We start from the raw sequence: 16,827 nt of genomic DNA, 5'->3' as shown, positions 1-16,827 counted from the left end.
GTTAGCCTTCTCCCAGGTGCGAACGCTCGAGGCCTAGGATAATGCGCAAGCCGGTGGCAATGCCGCCAATGGCCGCGCCCATCATGATGGCGCGCCGGCCCGAGTTGCTGGGGATTTCGATGATCCAATTGGCAATATCGGGGAGCGAATCCGAAATAAGGCGACCAAATGGCGCCATGCCGACGAGAATGAAGATGGCCGAGCCGAGCAGCAAGGCCGCCTCGGTGTTGCGGGCGCGAAAGGCGCGGAATGCCGCCGACACGACAAAAAATGCCAAGAGCGCAAACATGGTCGAGTTGCACGGGGCAAACACGTAATCGTAGAGCCACGTTTTTACCCGGCCATCCTTGCCCCATTGCATCGATGGCACGGCACGCACCGCGGCGCGCTCACCGGCAGCCAGCACGACGGTGCTGCTGGGCGCGGAATAGCCGATAGCCCGGCGCGAGAACCCAAGCGCATACTCGCCAGCCGGCACCGCTAGGGTTACCGCCTCGCCGCGCGTCAACGCCTGCGCATCGCCGCCCAGTTCCTTAAGGTAGTCAGGTGAAAGCGCGCGGCCGTTGACCGTCACCTCGACCCCAGGCTCGGTATCGATTACCAGCGCCGAGGTCGCGCTCGCGGTCTTTTGCACCACCGGCGCATCGTCCTTGCCACGCAGGGCTTCCCAGCTCACGCCGGCAAGCAACATGGCCGAGGCGGCAACCAGCATGACAACTTTATATTGCCAGTCTTCCTCGCGGCGACGAATCTTGGGCCACGACACCTGGAACACGTTGATGGCGCCGAGCACGAATGCCGCCGCGCCTAGGATGGCGGCGTAGTCGAGGATTTCTTTCATCAACTCTTTGGCGTGGTAGTGCGGCACGTAGAATTCTACGAGCGCATACATGCCGATGAGGCAGCCGATGATGATGGGAAGCGTTTTCTTCAGCATAGGAGGTTTCTAGGTTAAAGATGGCGCGAATCAGCTCGGCATGAGCCATTTGGGAAGGTTGGCGGTCGGGGTGTCATAGGAGCGCTCGGCGGGTGGCTTGCGCGATTCTTTGATCGCATGCCATGTGGCGAGCCCCGCCGAGACGACGATGAGCACAAATGCCACGGCCTTGACCACGTCGCCAGCCTTGAGCTGCGCGAGCAGCGAGGGTTCACGCGAAAGATACGCCGACGTGGCGTAAAGCTCTTCGCCGATCAACGTGTAGTCGCAGGCCGCAATGAAAAACGGCAACTGGGTGAATTCTGCGGTGCCGGCAATTTGAATGGCTCCCGTGATAAAGCCGGTTTCGGCGAGCAGCAGCGATTCGGCGTAGAATTTGCCAAAGTAGATGTTGGTCGCGGGCTTGTCGCGCAAGATCATGCCGTTGAGCGCGGCGGCAAAGGCAAACTGTTCTGACGTCACGAAAAAGACGTTTTCAGGGCGGTGCGCATCGAGCCGGCCGGCGTTGGCATAGCCTTGGCGGACGATTTCTTCGGCCACGACCATGGTCAGCGGATACGTATTGCCCACCTTGATGTCGGTGTCATAGGTGGCGGTCATTTCGGCCACGTGGCCTAAGATGAGCAGCGACGCGATGGTTTGGATGTCTTGAATTTCTTCAAGGCCCGTGACGTAGAGCACCGGGCGTCCCATTTCCGTCGAGCGCCCGATAGCGTCTTCGATGGCATCGATCGCGGCGATGCGCCGCACGAACAAGTCGGCGCCGCGCTGACGCGCGATGCGCACAAAGACCAAAAACGCCACGGCGACGAGTGCGATGATGGCGAGATAAAACCACCGCCCAACATGAAACCAGGTAGGGGCAGGCACCATCGTCGCGGTCTGTACGGCGAACTCGGGAAATTTGGTGACCGATCCTTCAAGCGGACCTGGCTCAACGGGGGCCACCACATAGACATAGCGGTGATCGGGATTGATTTCATCGACGATGGTCTCGGGCTCAAACTGGCCGCCGGCGTCGGCAATGCGTAGCAGCGTCCATACGCCGTAGCGATTGCCCTCGACCAGGGCATGCTGCGGATCGAGCAGCATCAAATCACCGCTCGCCGCGGCCTCGTCTGCGGCTGGAGCCGCCTCAGCCTCAACCGCCATCGGCTGCCCAATCGGCGGCGGCGGCGATGGCGTCGCGGTTTCCGTCGAAGGAAAGGCGCCGCGCAAAAATGCCGCGCTCAGCGCCGGAACGCCGTCCTTGCCCGCGATATACCCCAGGCGCGATGCCTGCGCGGGTTCGCCGGGCCACGCGACGCGGCGAAATACTAGCACCTTGCCCGGTGCCGGCGGATGGCAGCGCGCCCACGTCAGCGAGAGATGTCGGCCGTCATCGTTGCCGGGCGAGCCGGTTTCGAGCACCCAGCGCACTGGCTGGCTGGCGCGCTCCTCTGCGGTTTGCTTTTTCTGCGCCATGGCGCAGTCGACTTTAATTTCTGCCGCGGTCGGCGGCGCCTTGGGTTGCTTGCACGCGCCAAGCGCGGTGGCGGCGAGCGCTGCTAACAGCAAATGCGTGCCAGTACGTTGACGACTCATTGCTCAATGACCTCCACGTTGGCGCGCGGCAAGATGGCCTTCTCGCCGCCAAAGTCCACCTCCAGCACGCGCACCTTGGTTTCCGACGGCATCGTCGTGAGTGCCGAGGGCAGGGCAGATATCTTTCCGATGCGGCCAAAATACGGCGCGCGGATACAGCGCACGTCGACGCCAATACTTAACCCCAGCGCCGCCGCTGCCGCCACGCCAACCCCTTGCTCGCGATGCGGCACGACGATTTCTGGCCGAATCACGCCGGCGCGAATTTGCGTCGCGCCGTTGACGGAAGCGACTTGCCCCGACAGGCTGGTCAATAATTCAAAGGTAGCCGTCGCCATCGCGATGTCGCCAAAGCCCTCGGTAACCACCAGCGTGGTCGGCAGCGCCTCGGTGCCGGTGATGGCAACGCCAACGTCGTAGCCGAGGATTTCTTTGACGTCTTGGTAGGCAAAGCCGCCAACCACAATCGCCGCGGCGCCGACCTCCATCGCCTTGCGATAGCCGGCAAGCGTTAAGCGGCCGCCGCCGATGAGGACCTTGCCCTTGTGCTCGGCGGTGAGGTCCGCGGCATCAAGCGTTTGCGACGGGGTCCTGGCCACCACGGCAATCGTGCCGGTCACCTCACCGGCGAGGCCAAAAATGCCCTGCACCAACGCGGCCTGCGTTTCAATGACCACGCCGGCGTTGGGAATCACTTCCACCACTGTGCCGTCGACATAGGCGCTAACTTGCACCGGCACCGGCGGCTCGCGCAGCATCGCCATGCCGGTAATCGCCGAGACCGACTCGAGCGTGCCGGTGACTGACGCAGGCACCTCGGTTTTAAACATCCCAAAAAAACTGCTGCTGCGCGCGATACATTCGCCCTTGGCAATCGCCTCGCCTGGCTTTTTGGTCAGCCGCGTCGCCACCTCGTCGGGCATCACCCCGAGCGCGGTCGAGAGGTTCATTAGCGCCACCTTGCCCGGCAAGTTGGTCTGCGCGATAATGTCCGAAGACCGGACAGCTTGTCCGACCGCGGCGAGCACCGTTCCCGGGAGCGGTAACTGCCGCAGCTTGCGCACGGTGGCCTTGCGAGTCACCGTCAGGCCGGGCGTATAGGCGTCGCTCATCGTCGCGGCAGAATACACACAAGATTAATCAAAGCAACGCCTTAGGGGCCCTTACGCGGGATACGCCTTACGCGGGATACATCGAGAGCGCGCTCGCCCAGCGCTGGGAGGCCGCAACTCGCGCCGCGTGTTCTTGCGGGACCACCATCGGACGGCGTCCGCGCGCATCAAAGACCAAGCCGCAGGCGCCACCGCGCAGCGCGCGCACGATGGCCTCGCCGGGGCCGCCGCCGATATCGACGCCGCGCGCCGGCGACAACGTGGCCTGCACGGTTTCTCCGTCGCCCAGCGGCAACATCTTGAGATCTCCCTCGCGCAAGGATTCGCGCTTGCTGCTGCCATCGGCATAGCGCAACTCAACCTGCAGCACGTCGCCGCCGCGCCCGCCCACTGGCGCGACGCAGGTACCCAGGCGCACCATGCAGTCCTTCTCAAAGACCTCGGTAGCCGCGGCGGGATGCACCGTCGACAGCACGCCGAGATGCGGCATCATGAAGATCGAGTCCACCGCGATCTCGGTGACGCCCTCGACGGCGAACGCATCGATCATCATCATCATGCTTTGCTCGCGGCGCGGCGCATGCGACAGCACGCCGCCCGAGCCAACCAGCAAGTCAAGCTTCATCATGTTCACCAGCGAATTGGAATCGCCGTCCTCAAACGCCGAGCTAATCCCAGTGGCGCGCTGCGCCCCGCGCAACTTAACCGCGAATTGGCGATGCTGGATAAACGACAACCGCAACGCCTCACGCGCGATGGCCTGCTCAATCTTGAGCTCGTCGAGCGTCTGCGGAATGGTGGTGGGGCGGATCATCTTGTTGCCGATGCGATCGCGCAGCTCGGCCTCGTTGAGGTCAAATGGTACCCAGCGCTGGATGTTGCTGATGCCGGCCTCGGCGAGCACATTGGAGATGGAATAGCTCATGCCGAGGTTGGCCGAGACGGTGCGGTTAAACGTGCCGTCGAACACGGAAAAAACGTCCGTCGTGGCGCCGCCGATGTCGACGCCGACCACGTTGATGCGCTCGCGCTCGGCGAGGGTTTGGATCATCAGGCCCATGGCGCCAGGCGTTGGCATAATCGGCACCGCGGTCCACGTCATCAGCTTGCCGTAGCCCGGCGCCTGCGCCATGACGTGCTCCATGAACACCTCGTGGATGGCGTCACGCGCCGGCGCCAAATGCTCTTCTTCCAGCGTTGGCCTCACGTTTTCGACAAATTGCAGCGCAACACGGCCGCCCAAGATGCCTTCAATTTCGCCGTGCAGGTCGTGGTTGCCGGCGTAGATCACGGGTAGGTCAAAACCTTGGCCTAAGCGTGGCCTTGGCTCAGCGGCGCGCAGCATTTCGGCGACGCCGACCACATGCTTGCGCGTGCCGCCGTCGGTGCCGCCCGCAAACAAGATCATGTCGGGCCGCAGCTGGCGAATCTTCTCAATCTTCTCGTGAACTTGCCGCTTGTCGTTAGTGGCAATCGTGTCCATGACGATCGCTCCGGCACCGAGCGCCGCGCGCGCCGCGCTCTCCGCCGTCATCTTTTTAACCACGCCGGTTACGATCATCTGCAGGCCCCCGCCCGCCGACGACGTTGAAATATAAATGTCGCAGCCGTCATCGCCGGTTTGCGGCGTGATGATGCGGTCTTTGCCGTCTTGCTGCGCCAAAAATTTGCGGCCGCGCAATTCCTGAATTTCGCGCACGGCGTTGATCACTCCGCGCGTGACGTCCTCGACCGGCGCTTCGACCGTGGTCGGCGCCTCGCCGCGCCCGGTGAGGCGATACTCGCCGGCCTCGTTGCGTTCAATGAGAATCGCCTTCGTCGTGGTCGACCCGCAATCCGTCGCAATGACGCTGCGAATCTTGGAAGGGTCGATTTGTGGATAGGTCATATGCCCGTGCGGATCCGCCATGCGGCGAACCTAGCACAGCAAGTCGGGGGCGTAGCGATTGGCACGCCGCGGCCGGGGCCTTCACATGTCGCTTATGAACGGGCGCTGGTCGCCGGCAACGTCGCCAAATAGTGGCTCACGGCCTCGGCCTCGTGCTGATGCAGGCCATCGAATTGCACGCCAACGCCGGTCGGCGAGGTCCAGCGCACGGTGACCCACGTCTTGATGCGTACGGGCTCGGGCTTCTCGATCAAAAACGACAACTCAAAGCGCGCGCCCACCACGAGCGTGAGCGGTGGCGGCGCATTCCACTCGAAGAGCGCGCCAGCCTGTGACAAGTTGAGCACGTTACCTGGCACGGCAGATCGCAGCAGCGACGCCGTCGCGGGTAATTGGATCGCAAAGCGTACAAAGGCACGAGGCTTGAAGATCACCTAATTATGGTACGTGGGGTCCCGCCCCCGGCAAACGGTCGTGGCCAATTTTCTCGCAGGCGAGGTTGCCGCCGGGCTAATTGGTTTGCAGCGGCCACAGCACAAGCGCGCCGAGGTCCCAGATGACATGGGCGAGCATCGCGACCACTAGGGAGCCCGTCGCCAACCGCAGCGCGCCCCAAATCAGGCCGCACCCAAACGCGCAGGCGACGAGCAAGGCGCTGCCAAGCGGCACGGTGGTCAGCGCATAAACGCCAGCCGACAACGCCACGCGCGCCAATGGCGCGCTACGCGCAGGCGAGTCGCGCTGGCCCGCGGTTGCGGGTTCAAGCGCGACGCCGCGAAAAACAAATTCCTCGGTCGCGGCAACCACCACGATAAGGCACGTCATCGTCGCCGTGGCGTAGCCGCTCACGTGCAGCGCGGCAAACAACGACGACGTGGCCTCTGCTAGCGCCGGCCACACCTGCACGAGCACGCGATACCCGACGTGCGTCGCCCCTGCCATCGCCAGCCCAAGTGCGCAACCTAGCGCGACGTGGGGCCAGGTAACTCGCAGCATCGCCCGCGTGCGCGCATCGCGCCACGTCGCGAACGCCGCAAACGTGACGCCCACAACGGCAAATTGCCACCAGGCGCCGTAAGCGCGCAAGGCGACAAAGCACGCGGTCCACGCGAACACGGCCACGCCAATTGGCAGGGTCATGGGCGTCACGATTGCGATGCCTCGCCGTGGCGACCAGCCAGCGCGCGCTCCCACGCCGCCGCCACCCGCGACAGCCGCCGGGTCGATCTCGGCCGGGTTGCCTCGCTCGCAAACGCGCGCGTTGCCGCCTGCGCAAACGTCAGCCGCGTGGTGTGGCCGATGAGGTCCCAATAGCGCGCATCACGCGGCAGGATGTCGTTCGTAAGCCCCATCACCAGCTCGCGTGCCAACGCAAAATCGGTGCTCGTTACCAGGCGCAGCCATAGCGCCGAAAGCCGTGGTGTCAGCAGCGGTACCTCAAGCGCATGGATCTTGCGGCCCGCGAGCGCCGCGATTTGCTGCAGGATTTCGCGGCCGCTGAGGGTTTCGGGGCCGGGGATATCAAACCACTCGCTATACGCGAGCGGCACGTCCGCCGCGCGGCACAACGCGACGATCACGTCGTCGAGCGCGACGGGGCAGGTGCGCGAGCGGAGCCAGCGCGGCAACACCATCGCCGGCAGGCGCATGGCTAGGTCGCGCACGATTTGCCACGACGCGCTGCCATCGCCAACGATCATTGACGCGCGCAGCTCGACCACGGGCACGCGCCCGGCGCGCAGCACCTCGCCAACCTCCATGCGGCTGCGCAGGTGTTCCGACGGCGCGCCGGCCGGCATCGGGCCGCCGAGATAGACCAGCCGCCGCACGCCGGCCGCCGCCGCCGCCTCGGCAAAGGCACTCGCCGCGGCGCGATCGCGCGCGGCATAGTCGGCGCCGTGCTCGCCCATGCTGTGCACGAGGAAGTAGGCGACGTCGATGCCTCGCAGGGCGGGCGCCAACGTCGATGGCAGCTCGACGTCGCACACACGCCACAAGATCCCTGCCGCATCAGGCGACGGTCGCGGTCGCCGGCTCGCCGCCACCACGGTGTGGCCGGCCGCAGCCAGCGCCGGGAGCAGCGCACTGCCAACAAAGCCCGTGGCGCCTGTCACCAAGATCGTTAGGGGTGTCGGCACGGGCATGCCCACACCGTAGCTCGTCGATTACGCGCGCGCCTCAAGCCGGCGCAGCAAAAGCTCGAGCGAGCCACGCCGCTCCAAGATCGCCTGGGCCAGGTCCCAACGCACCGGATCGCTCCAGATCGCGGTGACGATGGGACGAAAGAACAACATCAGCTGCGACGTCGCCTGCTCCAGGGGCTTTACCGATTCGACAAAAAAAATGGCCGCCGTGGTCAGCCGCCGCTGCGCAATGCCGTCGGCGAGCTGGTCGAGCAGGGCGCGTTCGTCTTCGCTGAGGCCCGCCTCAAGCTGGTCGATGGTCGCTTCAGCCATGTTAGGGTTGTAGCGCAGGTGGCGCGGCGTGCGCGCGCAAGCGTCGAACAATCTCATCGCGCGGCCCGCCATCAAAGTAGATCATCAACCCGCGCATCCGATCGAGCGGATGGGGCCGCGCAAACGGCGAAATGAGCGCGGCCTGCGGCCCGATCACCAGCCGCCTAATCTGCGCCCACGATCGCCTGCGTCGCCGGCCCCAGCGGCGCTCACGCACGCCTTCGCCATCGAGTTGATAATGCGTGGGCAGCCAAAAGCTCGCCGTGGACGCCAACAAGATCGCGATCGCAAGCCCACACAGGAAAAACGATTGCAGCGCGACCAGCACCGCGTAGGCCGCAAACAGCGTGATCGCGATCAGCAGCGCGACGTGATGTGGGCGTCGGCGCGCCGGGTGCGCCGTCCACGCGAGCTCGCTGGCATCGGGCGCGTTCACGCGCGCAGCCTAGCATGCCGGACCGCGCCGGCGCGGTCGATATCTCGCCTCGGCGCCCCACGCGCGAAGGTTTCGACATATAATGGCCGTCCATGGATGCCCGCCCATATCTTGCCGCTTGGGTAAGCCTGCTCGTCATGCTGCCAGGCATCGAGGCCTCGGCCGATCGCAACGATATTATCCTCTCGCGCTTTGGCACCCAGCAGATCGACGGCGCCGACGTCGTCACTGGCATCTTGGGCCACAACCACGAATTTCGCGCGTTTGCCTCGGAGCTGGGCATGGTCCTCGCGCCGCGCGTCTTGCACGGCGCCGATACCACGGGTTTTGGCGGCTTTGAGTTTACGGTCGATGCGGGCCAAACCTCGATCTCGCACGACAAGAGCTATTGGCGCGTGCTCGAAAGCAGCACCAATCCCGGCGCGGGTGATGGCTCCTCCCACGGCGCGTCGCAGCTACGCACGGTCGGTCTGTTTGCCCGCAAGGGGCTGTGGTTTCCCGCGCCTGGCGCCGAGATTGGGCTAGGTGGGGTGCACGTGCAAAATTCGGGCATGTACGCCGGGCAGGCCTATCTCAAGTTCGCGCTCTACGAGGGCTTTCACGACTCGCCGGTGCCGTCCATCGCGCTTCGCCTCGCGGGCTCGCGGCTTTACGGCGCCCAAGATCTCGATCTCACCGTGGGCGCGATCGATGTCACGATCTCCAAGCACCTCGGCATCGCCGGCACGTTTCGCGTCGACCCGTATTTTAATTACGGCTTGGTCTTTATCGTGCCGCGCTCACAGGTGCTCGAGGGCACGCCGAATATCGATCCTCTCGATCCTGGCTCGGACGCCGACAACAATTTGAACTTCGTGTTGCGCGATCAAAACGCCATCGTGCGGCAGCGCGCTGAGTTTGGCCTGCGCTTCGAGTTGGCGCGATTTACCGCCACGGCCGCGGTGGATTACGCGCCGCAAGGGCGTTCGCGGGACAACGCGCCGTCGACCAATGCGGTGTGCACCGCGGTGCCCACCACCAACGCTTGCGATAGCGTCGACGCCTCGGCCAGCCAAGTCAGCGTCTTTATCTCGGCGGGCATCGCGCTCTGATGAGCACGTCCGGGCAACCACCCACGCTGACGCCAGCCGCGCGTGAGATCGCGCTGCTCGCCGGCGGCTGCTTTTGGGGCATGGAGGAACTCTTGCGCCGCATCGAGGGCGTCGTCCAAACCGACGTTGGCTATACGGGCGGCACCGTGGCCAATCCAACCTACGAGGTGGTGCGCACCGGTCGCTCAGGCCACGCCGAGGCCGTGCGCATCGAATTCGATCCGAGCCGGCTGACCTTTAGCGACCTGCTGGAACGGTGGTTTTTTCGCATGCACGATCCGACGACGCCCGATCGGCAAGGCAACGACGTCGGCTCGCAGTATCGCTCGGCCATCTTTTATCTCTCGGAGGCGCAACGCCTCGCGGCGCACGACGTGATCGCGCGCGTGAACGCCGCCGGGCGCTGGCCTGCACCGATCGCAACGCAGGTCGTCGCCGCGGGCCCCTTTACGCCCGCCGAGCCTTATCATCAGGATTACTTGCAGAAGCATCCCGACGGCTACTCCTGTCACTTCATGCGCGACTGAGCGGCGCGCTTGGGGCAACCCTAGCTCGGCGCGTCGGCATCCCACTGCAGCAGCACCTTGCCCGTGGTTTGCTTGTGCGCCAGCATGTCGAGCGCGGCGTCGACGTCTCGCCACGGCACCACCGCCCCAATGTGCGGCCGGATGTCGCCCGCCGCAAATTCGCTAAACGCCGCGGTCAGGCGCTTCAAGCTCGCCTCGTCGCGCATCACCGTCAAAACGTTGAGCGCAAAAATACCGGTGCTGGTGCCAAAGAGCTTAAGCACCGAGGCGCGCGGCGTCTGCAGCGCCATCCACACCAGCCGCGCCATGCTGCGCTTGCCATCGACGATCGCCGAGCCCATGCCGATGCACACGATGCGGCCGCCAATGGCGAGCCGTCCACTTTGGCGCTTGATCGAGGCGCCGCCCGCGGCGTTCAAGATCACGTCAAAGCGGTCGATGCTGGCATCCGCGTCGAATTCAGCGTGCGTGTACGCCGTGGCGCCCAGCGCCTCGATGAAGGCCTTCTTGCTCGGCGACGTGGTGAGCCCAACCACCGTGGCCCCTTGCGCAACGGCCAGCTTGGTTGCGATGACGCCAACGCCACCGGTGGCGGCATCCAGCAGCACCCGATCGCCGCGGCGCACCCGCGCCATCTCGCCAAACGCCATGTGGGCCGTGAAAAAACTGACCGGCAACGCGGCGCCCTCCCTCAGGGTGAGGTGTGCCGGCAGCGGAAACACGTTGGCCGCGGGGAGGGTCGCGCGGGAGGTATAGCCACCGAAGTAGGTGCCCGCCATCACGCGATCACCAACCGCGAACCCCGTAACGCCCTCGCCCACGGCGGCGATGGTCCCGCTGAGCTCATATCCTGGCACAAACGGCATCGGCGGCGCATCTTGATACATGCCCAGCCGCATCACGACATCGGCGAAATTAACGCCAGAGTACGCGACGGCGATCTCCACCTCACCTCGGCCCGGCGGCCGCGGTGGCGTGGCGGTGGCTACGAGCACGCGATCGAAGCCGTGCTTTTGTAAGACGAGGCTTGAATGGTTCATGGTCAATTTTTCTGTCGGGGTCGCCAAGGGCGTGGCTACGCTCGGTTCGCCTCGACCCAGTTATCCATCGCCGTCCAGTGCTGGTTTAGCAGCACCTCTCGCGCCGCGTGATCGGCAGGGATGTCGGATGCGGCGACGCGCCAGTACTTGATCTTGATGCGCTTTTGATACAGGCCACCGCGAATAAAGTCCTCCAGCTGCGCCGAGTCCTCAAACCCCGTGTGGGCACAGAAGAGCAAATCGGCGTGGGGTGCGGCATCGATCAGCGCGTGCGTGCCGGCGGGGCGAAACGGCAAGACGTGGCGCAATGCGGCGGCGGCCGCGGCGGCCTCGGGATGCTTACCCGCGAGCTTGGCGACGATGTGGGCTTGCTTGGCGGGCGTAAAGCGCGTGCCCTCGGGAAAAAACAGCACGGTCTCATTGCGGCCAAGCCCGCGCGCGAGCTTGGCGATGTTTTCGAGCTCGTGCGCCAGCGTGCCGGCGCCGCGGCGCACAAAGGCCACGGGCCGACAATGGCCAATGCTGTCCACGGGCGGCGAATATAGCAGCTCGTGCTTGAGCACGATGCGGAAGCCGATGTCTTGTCCCCAGCCAAGCACCGCGATCGGCACGATCGTGTCGATGATCGACGAATGGCGCGAGAGCAATAAGGTTGGGCCGTGCTTGGCGAGATGCGCGCCCTCGATCTCAAACGACATGTCGTAGATCCATGCCAACGCGCTAACGTTGGCGCGCGACCAGCCGCCTAAGATCTTATGATTCCACGCGGCAAAGGCGCGGCTCGCCAGCCCAAAGCCACACAGCAGCCACGCGCCGTAAAGCACGAGCATGCCAAGGAGCTGGCCAACCAGCACGACGGCGAGGATGGCCCAAAAGCGAGCGATCAGTTGCGGCTTGCCGCGAAGCACGTCGATCGCAACCCCCATCGGCACGATGGCCGCGCCGGCGACGAGCCATAGCGCGGTCACCAGGATGAGTCCTGGAATCGTGATCGCGCGCCGCGCGAGCTTGCTTATCAATGGTTCGCGGCGGATCGCGTCTTCAAACGTGGCAGTTTGCGTCGGGGAGCTAGCCAGCGTCCCGCGAGCCGTCCGACCTGGCGCCGCGGCAGGTTGCCTCGCAGGATAGCCAATCGGGGTAGCCCCAGCCGCCGTAGAAGCTCGCTCAGATCTAGCTAGACCGTCAGAATGCGGCATGGATAGGAGACGTAGCCCAAATTGTCGCGGGTGTGGCAAACAATCGCATGCGGCGCCGACAATCAGCGCATAACTATTTGAATTTAGATAGAATATTGGTCGCGTGCTGGCGGATCTTGTCGCGCTTGCGCAAGCCACCAGGCGTCGCACCAGGCGCTAGTTCCGCCGCTGCAGGCGACCGTCCGCGAATGAGGTTCGGCAACGATCTCATCGAGCCGGCCAATTGCAGCGCTACATTAAGAAGGCTTGAACCGCGGGCCTCAATTGCCACGTTTTCGCCAGAAATCAAATCCTCCATGGCCCCGCGCGCGATGGTCCGCGAGCCATCGCTGCGAATTTCCACCATCACCCGCGCAATCACCGGCGGCTCGCTCCCGGGTGTGTATTCGCTCACGACCTGGGTGGGCACTGGCACTGGGCTCAGCGTTGGCTTGCGCGTCGACATCCCGCGAACGTACGTCAACTTTGCTCGCGGTTGTGCGGTGATTTGTCGCGTTAGGCGTCGCCGCGCGAGCCGCACCGTCGTTAAGGCGGCGACCTGCGCCGATCTGCCGCATCCTAAACTGCTGCAATCACTGTAAGAACCCACTCGCAATGGGGCGTGACTATGCTCGGGACACGGCGACCAATCCGCGGGAGAAAAACGCCCGCGATCGCGCCCTATTTGTGGCTAATACCTTGCGAATACAGACATTTTTGTGGAGTGTCATGTCGCTAATCCTCAGCCAAAACCTCGCTTCTTAGGTAGGTGTATTTCATGTCGCGGTTCATCTTTCCAGAGTGGACAGAAACCTTCAAAAAATGGGTGCGAATTCTCGTACTTGGCGCGCCCGTGTACCTTGTGGCGCTCGTCGCGTACGGCGTCACGCCCGAGGCGATTCGCATCGGCTACATGCCCGAGCAGCCCGTACCTTATAGTCATGCGCTGCATGCCGGTGAGCTTGGGCTAGATTGTCGGTATTGCCACAATACCGTCGATAAGTCGGCCAAGGCGTCGGTGCCACCCGCGGCGACGTGCATGAACTGCCACAACAGTGTGCGCAAGGATAGCCCCAAGCTAACCGCCATTCGCACCGCCTTTGCCACCGGCGAGCCGGTCGCGTGGGTCCGCGTGCACGACGTGCCCGACTACGCCTATTTTAATCACTCCGCGCACGTCACCCGCGGCGTCGGCTGCGAAACATGCCACGGCCGCGTCGATCAGATGGTGGAGGTCTACCAGGCCAAGGCGCTGACCATGGCGTGGTGTCTCGACTGCCATCGCAACCCCGAGCCAAACCTGCGCAAGCCAGAAAACGTCACGCTGATGGGCTACACGCCCGCGCCGGGCGAGAGCGCCATGGTGCGTTCGCAGCTCAACATCAATCCACCGCAAAACTGCTCGACCTGTCATCGCTAGCCCGACCAAAACGGCAGCGAACTTCTAATGCATACGTAAGGAACCTGTCATGGAACAGCCCAAACAGTGGAAAAGCTTAACCGAGTTGGAGCGCGACGGTGCGCTGCCAGCAAGCGACGAATTCCCCACCCATGGCGGCGAGACCAGCGATCCGCTGTCACGTCGCAATTTCTTTCAACTCATGGGCGCGAGCATGGCGCTTGCCGGCGTCGCCGGCCCAGGCTGCAAGCGTTACGAAAAAGAATTCATCGTGCCCTTGGCGCGCCGCCCTGAAGACCAGGTGCCTGGCACCACGCAACGCTATGCCTCGGCGTTTGACCTCGCGGGCGCCACCGAGCCGTTGGTCGTCACGACCTATGAGGGCCGCCCTATCAAGATAGGTGGCAACGACACTCATCCGTTTGCGGCGGGTGGCGTGAATTCAGCCACCAAGTCGCACGCGGGCACCAGCGCCTTTGCGCAGGCCAGCGTGCTCAACCTTTATGATCCCGACCGCTCGAACTCGGCCCGCAACGCGGGCAAAGGCGCGACGCTTGGCGATTTCAAGCTATGGCTGGGCGAAAACCGCGCGGCGCTGATGGCCGGTGGCGCCAAGGTGCGCGTGCTCGCCGAGGCCAGCTCATCGCCCACCGTCGCGGCGATGAAAAAGCAGCTGACCGAGCAAATGGTCGGCGCCATCTGGCACGAGTACGAGCCGCTCTCACTCGACAACGAGCGCATGGGCACCAAGCTGGCGTTTGGCCGCCCACTGCGCGCCATGCTCCACCTCGACAAGGCCAAGTCCATCATCACGCTTGATGCGGATCTCTTTGGCGAGCACCCCGCCTCGGTGCGCTACAGCCGAGACTTTGCGCGTTCGCGTAATCCTGACAACTCGTCGCTTGGCAACGGCCAAATGAATCGGCTGTGGTCGGTCGAGAGCGCCTTCACCAATACGGGCGCGATGGCGGACCATCGCTTGGCGCTGCGTTCGGAACTTGTCTTGCCATTTCTCATGGCGCTCGATGCCTTGCTTATTGGTGGCTCGGCGCCAAATGCCGGCTTTCTCAAAGAGCAAAAAGTGTCGCAGTTTCTCACCGTGCTGGTCGAGGAATTGCGTGAGCAGCGCGGCCACGCCGTGCTCGCAGCGGGTCGGAGGCAGTCGCCCGACGTGCATGCGTTGGTGGCAAAGATCAATGCCGCGATCGCCGCGCCTGGAGCCACGCTGTCGTATTTCGAAGACCCCGAGCCCGATCGCGTCTCGCATGCGCAGTCGATCGCCCAGCTCGTCGCCGACATCGGCACCGGCCAGGTCGAAACCTTGCTCATCCTTGGCGGCAACCCGGTGTACAATGCCCCGGTTGATCTTGATTTCGCGGCCGCCCTGGCCAAGGTCAAGACCTCGATTCATCTCTCCGAATACTTCGACGAAACGTCGAGCAAGACCACGTGGCACGTGCCGCGCGCTAACTACCTAGAGGCGTGGGGCGACGCCCGCACGTGGGACGGCACCTACACCTTGGCGCAGCCGATGATCCAGCCGCTATACAGCGGGCTCTCGGTTGCCGAATTCATTTCGCTCATGCTGGGCAAAGAAGAAGGCGGCATGGCATTGGTGCAGACCACCTTTGTCGCGATCGCGGGGCCTCTTGGCACCTGGCGCCAGGCGATTCACGACGGCTTTGTCGGCGGCACCGCGTATGCGCACGTGCAAGACGCCTCGGTGGTGGCGTTCGCGCCCGCGCCGCTCACCGAGACCCAGCTCGCCGATAGCGTGCTCGCCGGTGGCAAGGTCGAGGTGACGTTTGTCGCCTCGTCAAATACGTACGATGGCCGCTTTGCCAACAACGGCTGGCTGCAAGAGTCGCCGGATTTCCTCACCAAGGTGACGTGGGACAACTACGCGCTCGTCGGCCCGTCGACGGCCAAGGAACTTGGCATCAAGAACGACACCCTCATTAAGGTGACGGTCGACGGTCGCGAACTCGAGATCGCGGCGTACACGATGCCCGGCCAAGCCCGCTCAAGCATTGCACTCGTGCTCGGCGGCGGCCGCACCATGGCCGGCGTCGTCGGCGGCAACGGCAAGAAGGCAGTCGGTTTTAATACCTACGCCCTTCGCGCCAGCAACGCGCTCAATACCGTGGTCGGCGCTAGCGTCACGGCCACCGGCAAGGCATTCGAACTCGCTAACGTGCAAGAGCACTGGGATTTGCGCAATGGGTTTGATGACGCCCGCGGCAAGAAGATGGGCGAAGATATCGGCGTCGCGCAGTTCGTGCCAGATCTGGCGCGCGAGGCCACGCTCGCCGAATTCCAAAAGCCCGACTACTCCGCCGAACATGATGTCGGATATTTTAGTCATCCCGATCGCGGTACGTCGCCGTTTAGCGAGCACCAATACGAAGGCTATGCCTGGGGCATGTCGGTGGACCTCAACACCTGCACCGGCTGCAACGCCTGCGTCATCGCCTGCCAGTCTGAAAACAACGTGCCGGTGGTGGGCAAGGACCAAGTCAAGCGCGATCGCGAGATGCACTGGTTTCGCATCGATCGCTACTTCCAAGGCCCCGCCGACGATCCGCAAATTGTACATCAGCCGCTCGGCTGTCAGCATTGCGAGAACGCGCCGTGCGAGCAAGTCTGTCCGGTTGGCGCCACCATCCATTCCGATGAGGGCCTCAACGACATGTCGTACAATCGCTGCGTCGGCACGCGCTATTGCATGAACAACTGCACCTACCGCGTGCGGCGCTTCAACTACCTCGAGTGGCACAAGGAATTTCAAGAGGCGCGCAATAACGTGCGCAAGCTGCTGTTTAATCCCGAGGTCACGGTGCGTTCGCGCGGCGTCATGGAGAAGTGCACGTATTGCGTGCAACGCATTCAGGCCGCCAAGATCACGTCGAAGAACGCGCGCCGCAAGGTGCAAGACGGCGACATCGTCACCGCCTGCCAGGCGGCGTGCCCGTCGGAGTCGATCGTGTTTGGCGACATCAACGACAAGGCCAGCCGCGTCTCGAAGCTCATCGCGGATCGCCGCGCCTACGAGCTGCTCGGCCACATGAACAACAAGCCGCGCACGCGCTACCTCGCGCGCCTGCGCAACCCACACCCAAAACTCGCCGCGGCCGCCAGCGGTGCCGCCGGCCACGCGCCCGCCGCACACCACTAAGGGGAAC

At 64.0% G+C, this 16,827-nt stretch carries 16 protein-coding genes; 4 read left to right on the top strand and 12 right to left on the bottom strand.

Features of this window, described 5'->3' with window-relative positions:
- Position 1: 1 nt before the first annotated feature.
- The 9 genes from IPL79_09570 to IPL79_09530 all read right to left on the bottom strand — a co-directional run bounded on the left by IPL79_09570 (position 2) and on the right by IPL79_09530 (position 8,413).
- Entirely contained in the window at positions 2–937 is a 936-nt protein-coding gene (locus IPL79_09570; protein ID MBK9071233.1) for a hypothetical protein, read from the bottom strand.
- A 30-nt stretch (positions 938–967) separates the two neighbouring features.
- Positions 968–2,521, bottom strand: a complete 1,554-nt coding sequence (locus IPL79_09565) for a hypothetical protein (protein ID MBK9071232.1) — start codon at positions 2,519–2,521, stop codon at positions 968–970.
- Positions 2,518–3,633, bottom strand: a complete 1,116-nt coding sequence (locus IPL79_09560; protein MBK9071231.1) for a hypothetical protein — start codon at positions 3,631–3,633, stop codon at positions 2,518–2,520. The genes IPL79_09565 and IPL79_09560 overlap by 4 nt, the downstream gene beginning before the upstream one ends.
- Before the next feature lie 67 nt (positions 3,634–3,700).
- Positions 3,701–5,521 carry a glutamate mutase L gene (locus IPL79_09555; GenBank protein MBK9071230.1) on the bottom strand — a complete coding sequence of 607 codons (1,821 nt, stop codon included), beginning with the start codon at positions 5,519–5,521 and terminating at the stop codon, positions 3,701–3,703.
- A 92-nt stretch (positions 5,522–5,613) separates the two neighbouring features.
- Complete coding sequence (locus IPL79_09550; GenBank protein MBK9071229.1) at positions 5,614–5,955, bottom strand: PilZ domain-containing protein; 342 nt, start codon at positions 5,953–5,955, stop codon at positions 5,614–5,616.
- 76 nt (positions 5,956–6,031) lie between these two features.
- Complete coding sequence (locus tag IPL79_09545; protein ID MBK9071228.1) at positions 6,032–6,661, bottom strand: CPBP family intramembrane metalloprotease; 630 nt, start codon at positions 6,659–6,661, stop codon at positions 6,032–6,034.
- Positions 6,662–6,666: 5 nt separating this feature from the next.
- On the bottom strand, positions 6,667–7,665 hold the full coding sequence (locus IPL79_09540; GenBank protein MBK9071227.1) for an NAD(P)H-binding protein: 999 nt from the start codon (positions 7,663–7,665) through the stop codon (positions 6,667–6,669).
- A gap of 21 nt (positions 7,666–7,686) precedes the next feature.
- Complete coding sequence (locus IPL79_09535) at positions 7,687–7,977, bottom strand: hypothetical protein (protein ID MBK9071226.1); 291 nt, start codon at positions 7,975–7,977, stop codon at positions 7,687–7,689.
- Position 7,978: 1 nt separating this feature from the next.
- On the bottom strand, positions 7,979–8,413 hold the full coding sequence (locus tag IPL79_09530; GenBank protein MBK9071225.1) for a hypothetical protein: 435 nt from the start codon (positions 8,411–8,413) through the stop codon (positions 7,979–7,981).
- A 92-nt stretch (positions 8,414–8,505) separates the two neighbouring features.
- On the opposite strand from IPL79_09530, the gene IPL79_09525 reads away from it, so the two are divergent.
- Entirely contained in the window at positions 8,506–9,504 is a 999-nt protein-coding gene (locus tag IPL79_09525; GenBank protein MBK9071224.1) for a hypothetical protein, read from the top strand.
- Positions 9,504–10,031 (top strand): peptide-methionine (S)-S-oxide reductase MsrA, encoded by a 528-nt coding sequence (msrA, locus tag IPL79_09520; GenBank protein MBK9071223.1) that lies wholly within the window; start codon positions 9,504–9,506, stop codon positions 10,029–10,031. Before IPL79_09525 ends, msrA begins: the two co-directional genes overlap by 1 nt.
- 20 nt (positions 10,032–10,051) lie before the next feature.
- Here msrA and IPL79_09515 read toward each other — a convergent pair whose 3' ends face one another.
- From IPL79_09515 to IPL79_09505, 3 genes are all read right to left on the bottom strand, one after another.
- Complete coding sequence (locus tag IPL79_09515) at positions 10,052–11,071, bottom strand: zinc-binding dehydrogenase (protein ID MBK9071222.1); 1,020 nt, start codon at positions 11,069–11,071, stop codon at positions 10,052–10,054.
- Positions 11,072–11,106: 35 nt separating this feature from the next.
- Positions 11,107–12,267, bottom strand: coding sequence for a 1-acyl-sn-glycerol-3-phosphate acyltransferase (locus tag IPL79_09510; protein MBK9071221.1), 1,161 nt, complete (start codon positions 12,265–12,267; stop codon positions 11,107–11,109).
- Positions 12,268–12,340: 73 nt separating this feature from the next.
- Entirely contained in the window at positions 12,341–12,712 is a 372-nt protein-coding gene (locus IPL79_09505) for a hypothetical protein (protein ID MBK9071220.1), read from the bottom strand.
- A 312-nt stretch (positions 12,713–13,024) separates the two neighbouring features.
- Between IPL79_09505 and IPL79_09500 the strand changes: the two genes are divergently transcribed.
- Both IPL79_09500 and IPL79_09495 read left to right on the top strand, forming a co-directional pair.
- On the top strand, positions 13,025–13,666 hold the full coding sequence (locus tag IPL79_09500; GenBank protein ID MBK9071219.1) for a cytochrome c3 family protein: 642 nt from the start codon (positions 13,025–13,027) through the stop codon (positions 13,664–13,666).
- A gap of 49 nt (positions 13,667–13,715) precedes the next feature.
- Positions 13,716–16,820, top strand: coding sequence for a Fe-S-cluster-containing hydrogenase (locus IPL79_09495; GenBank protein ID MBK9071218.1), 3,105 nt, complete (start codon positions 13,716–13,718; stop codon positions 16,818–16,820).
- Positions 16,821–16,827: the final 7 nt, after the last annotated feature.

Source organism: Myxococcales bacterium (assembly GCA_016716835.1).
Classification (GTDB): Bacteria; Myxococcota_A; Polyangia; order Haliangiales; family Haliangiaceae; genus JADJUW01.
The sequence above is the reverse complement of the archived record's forward strand: the minus strand, read 5'-3'. Positions and strand labels throughout refer to the sequence as shown.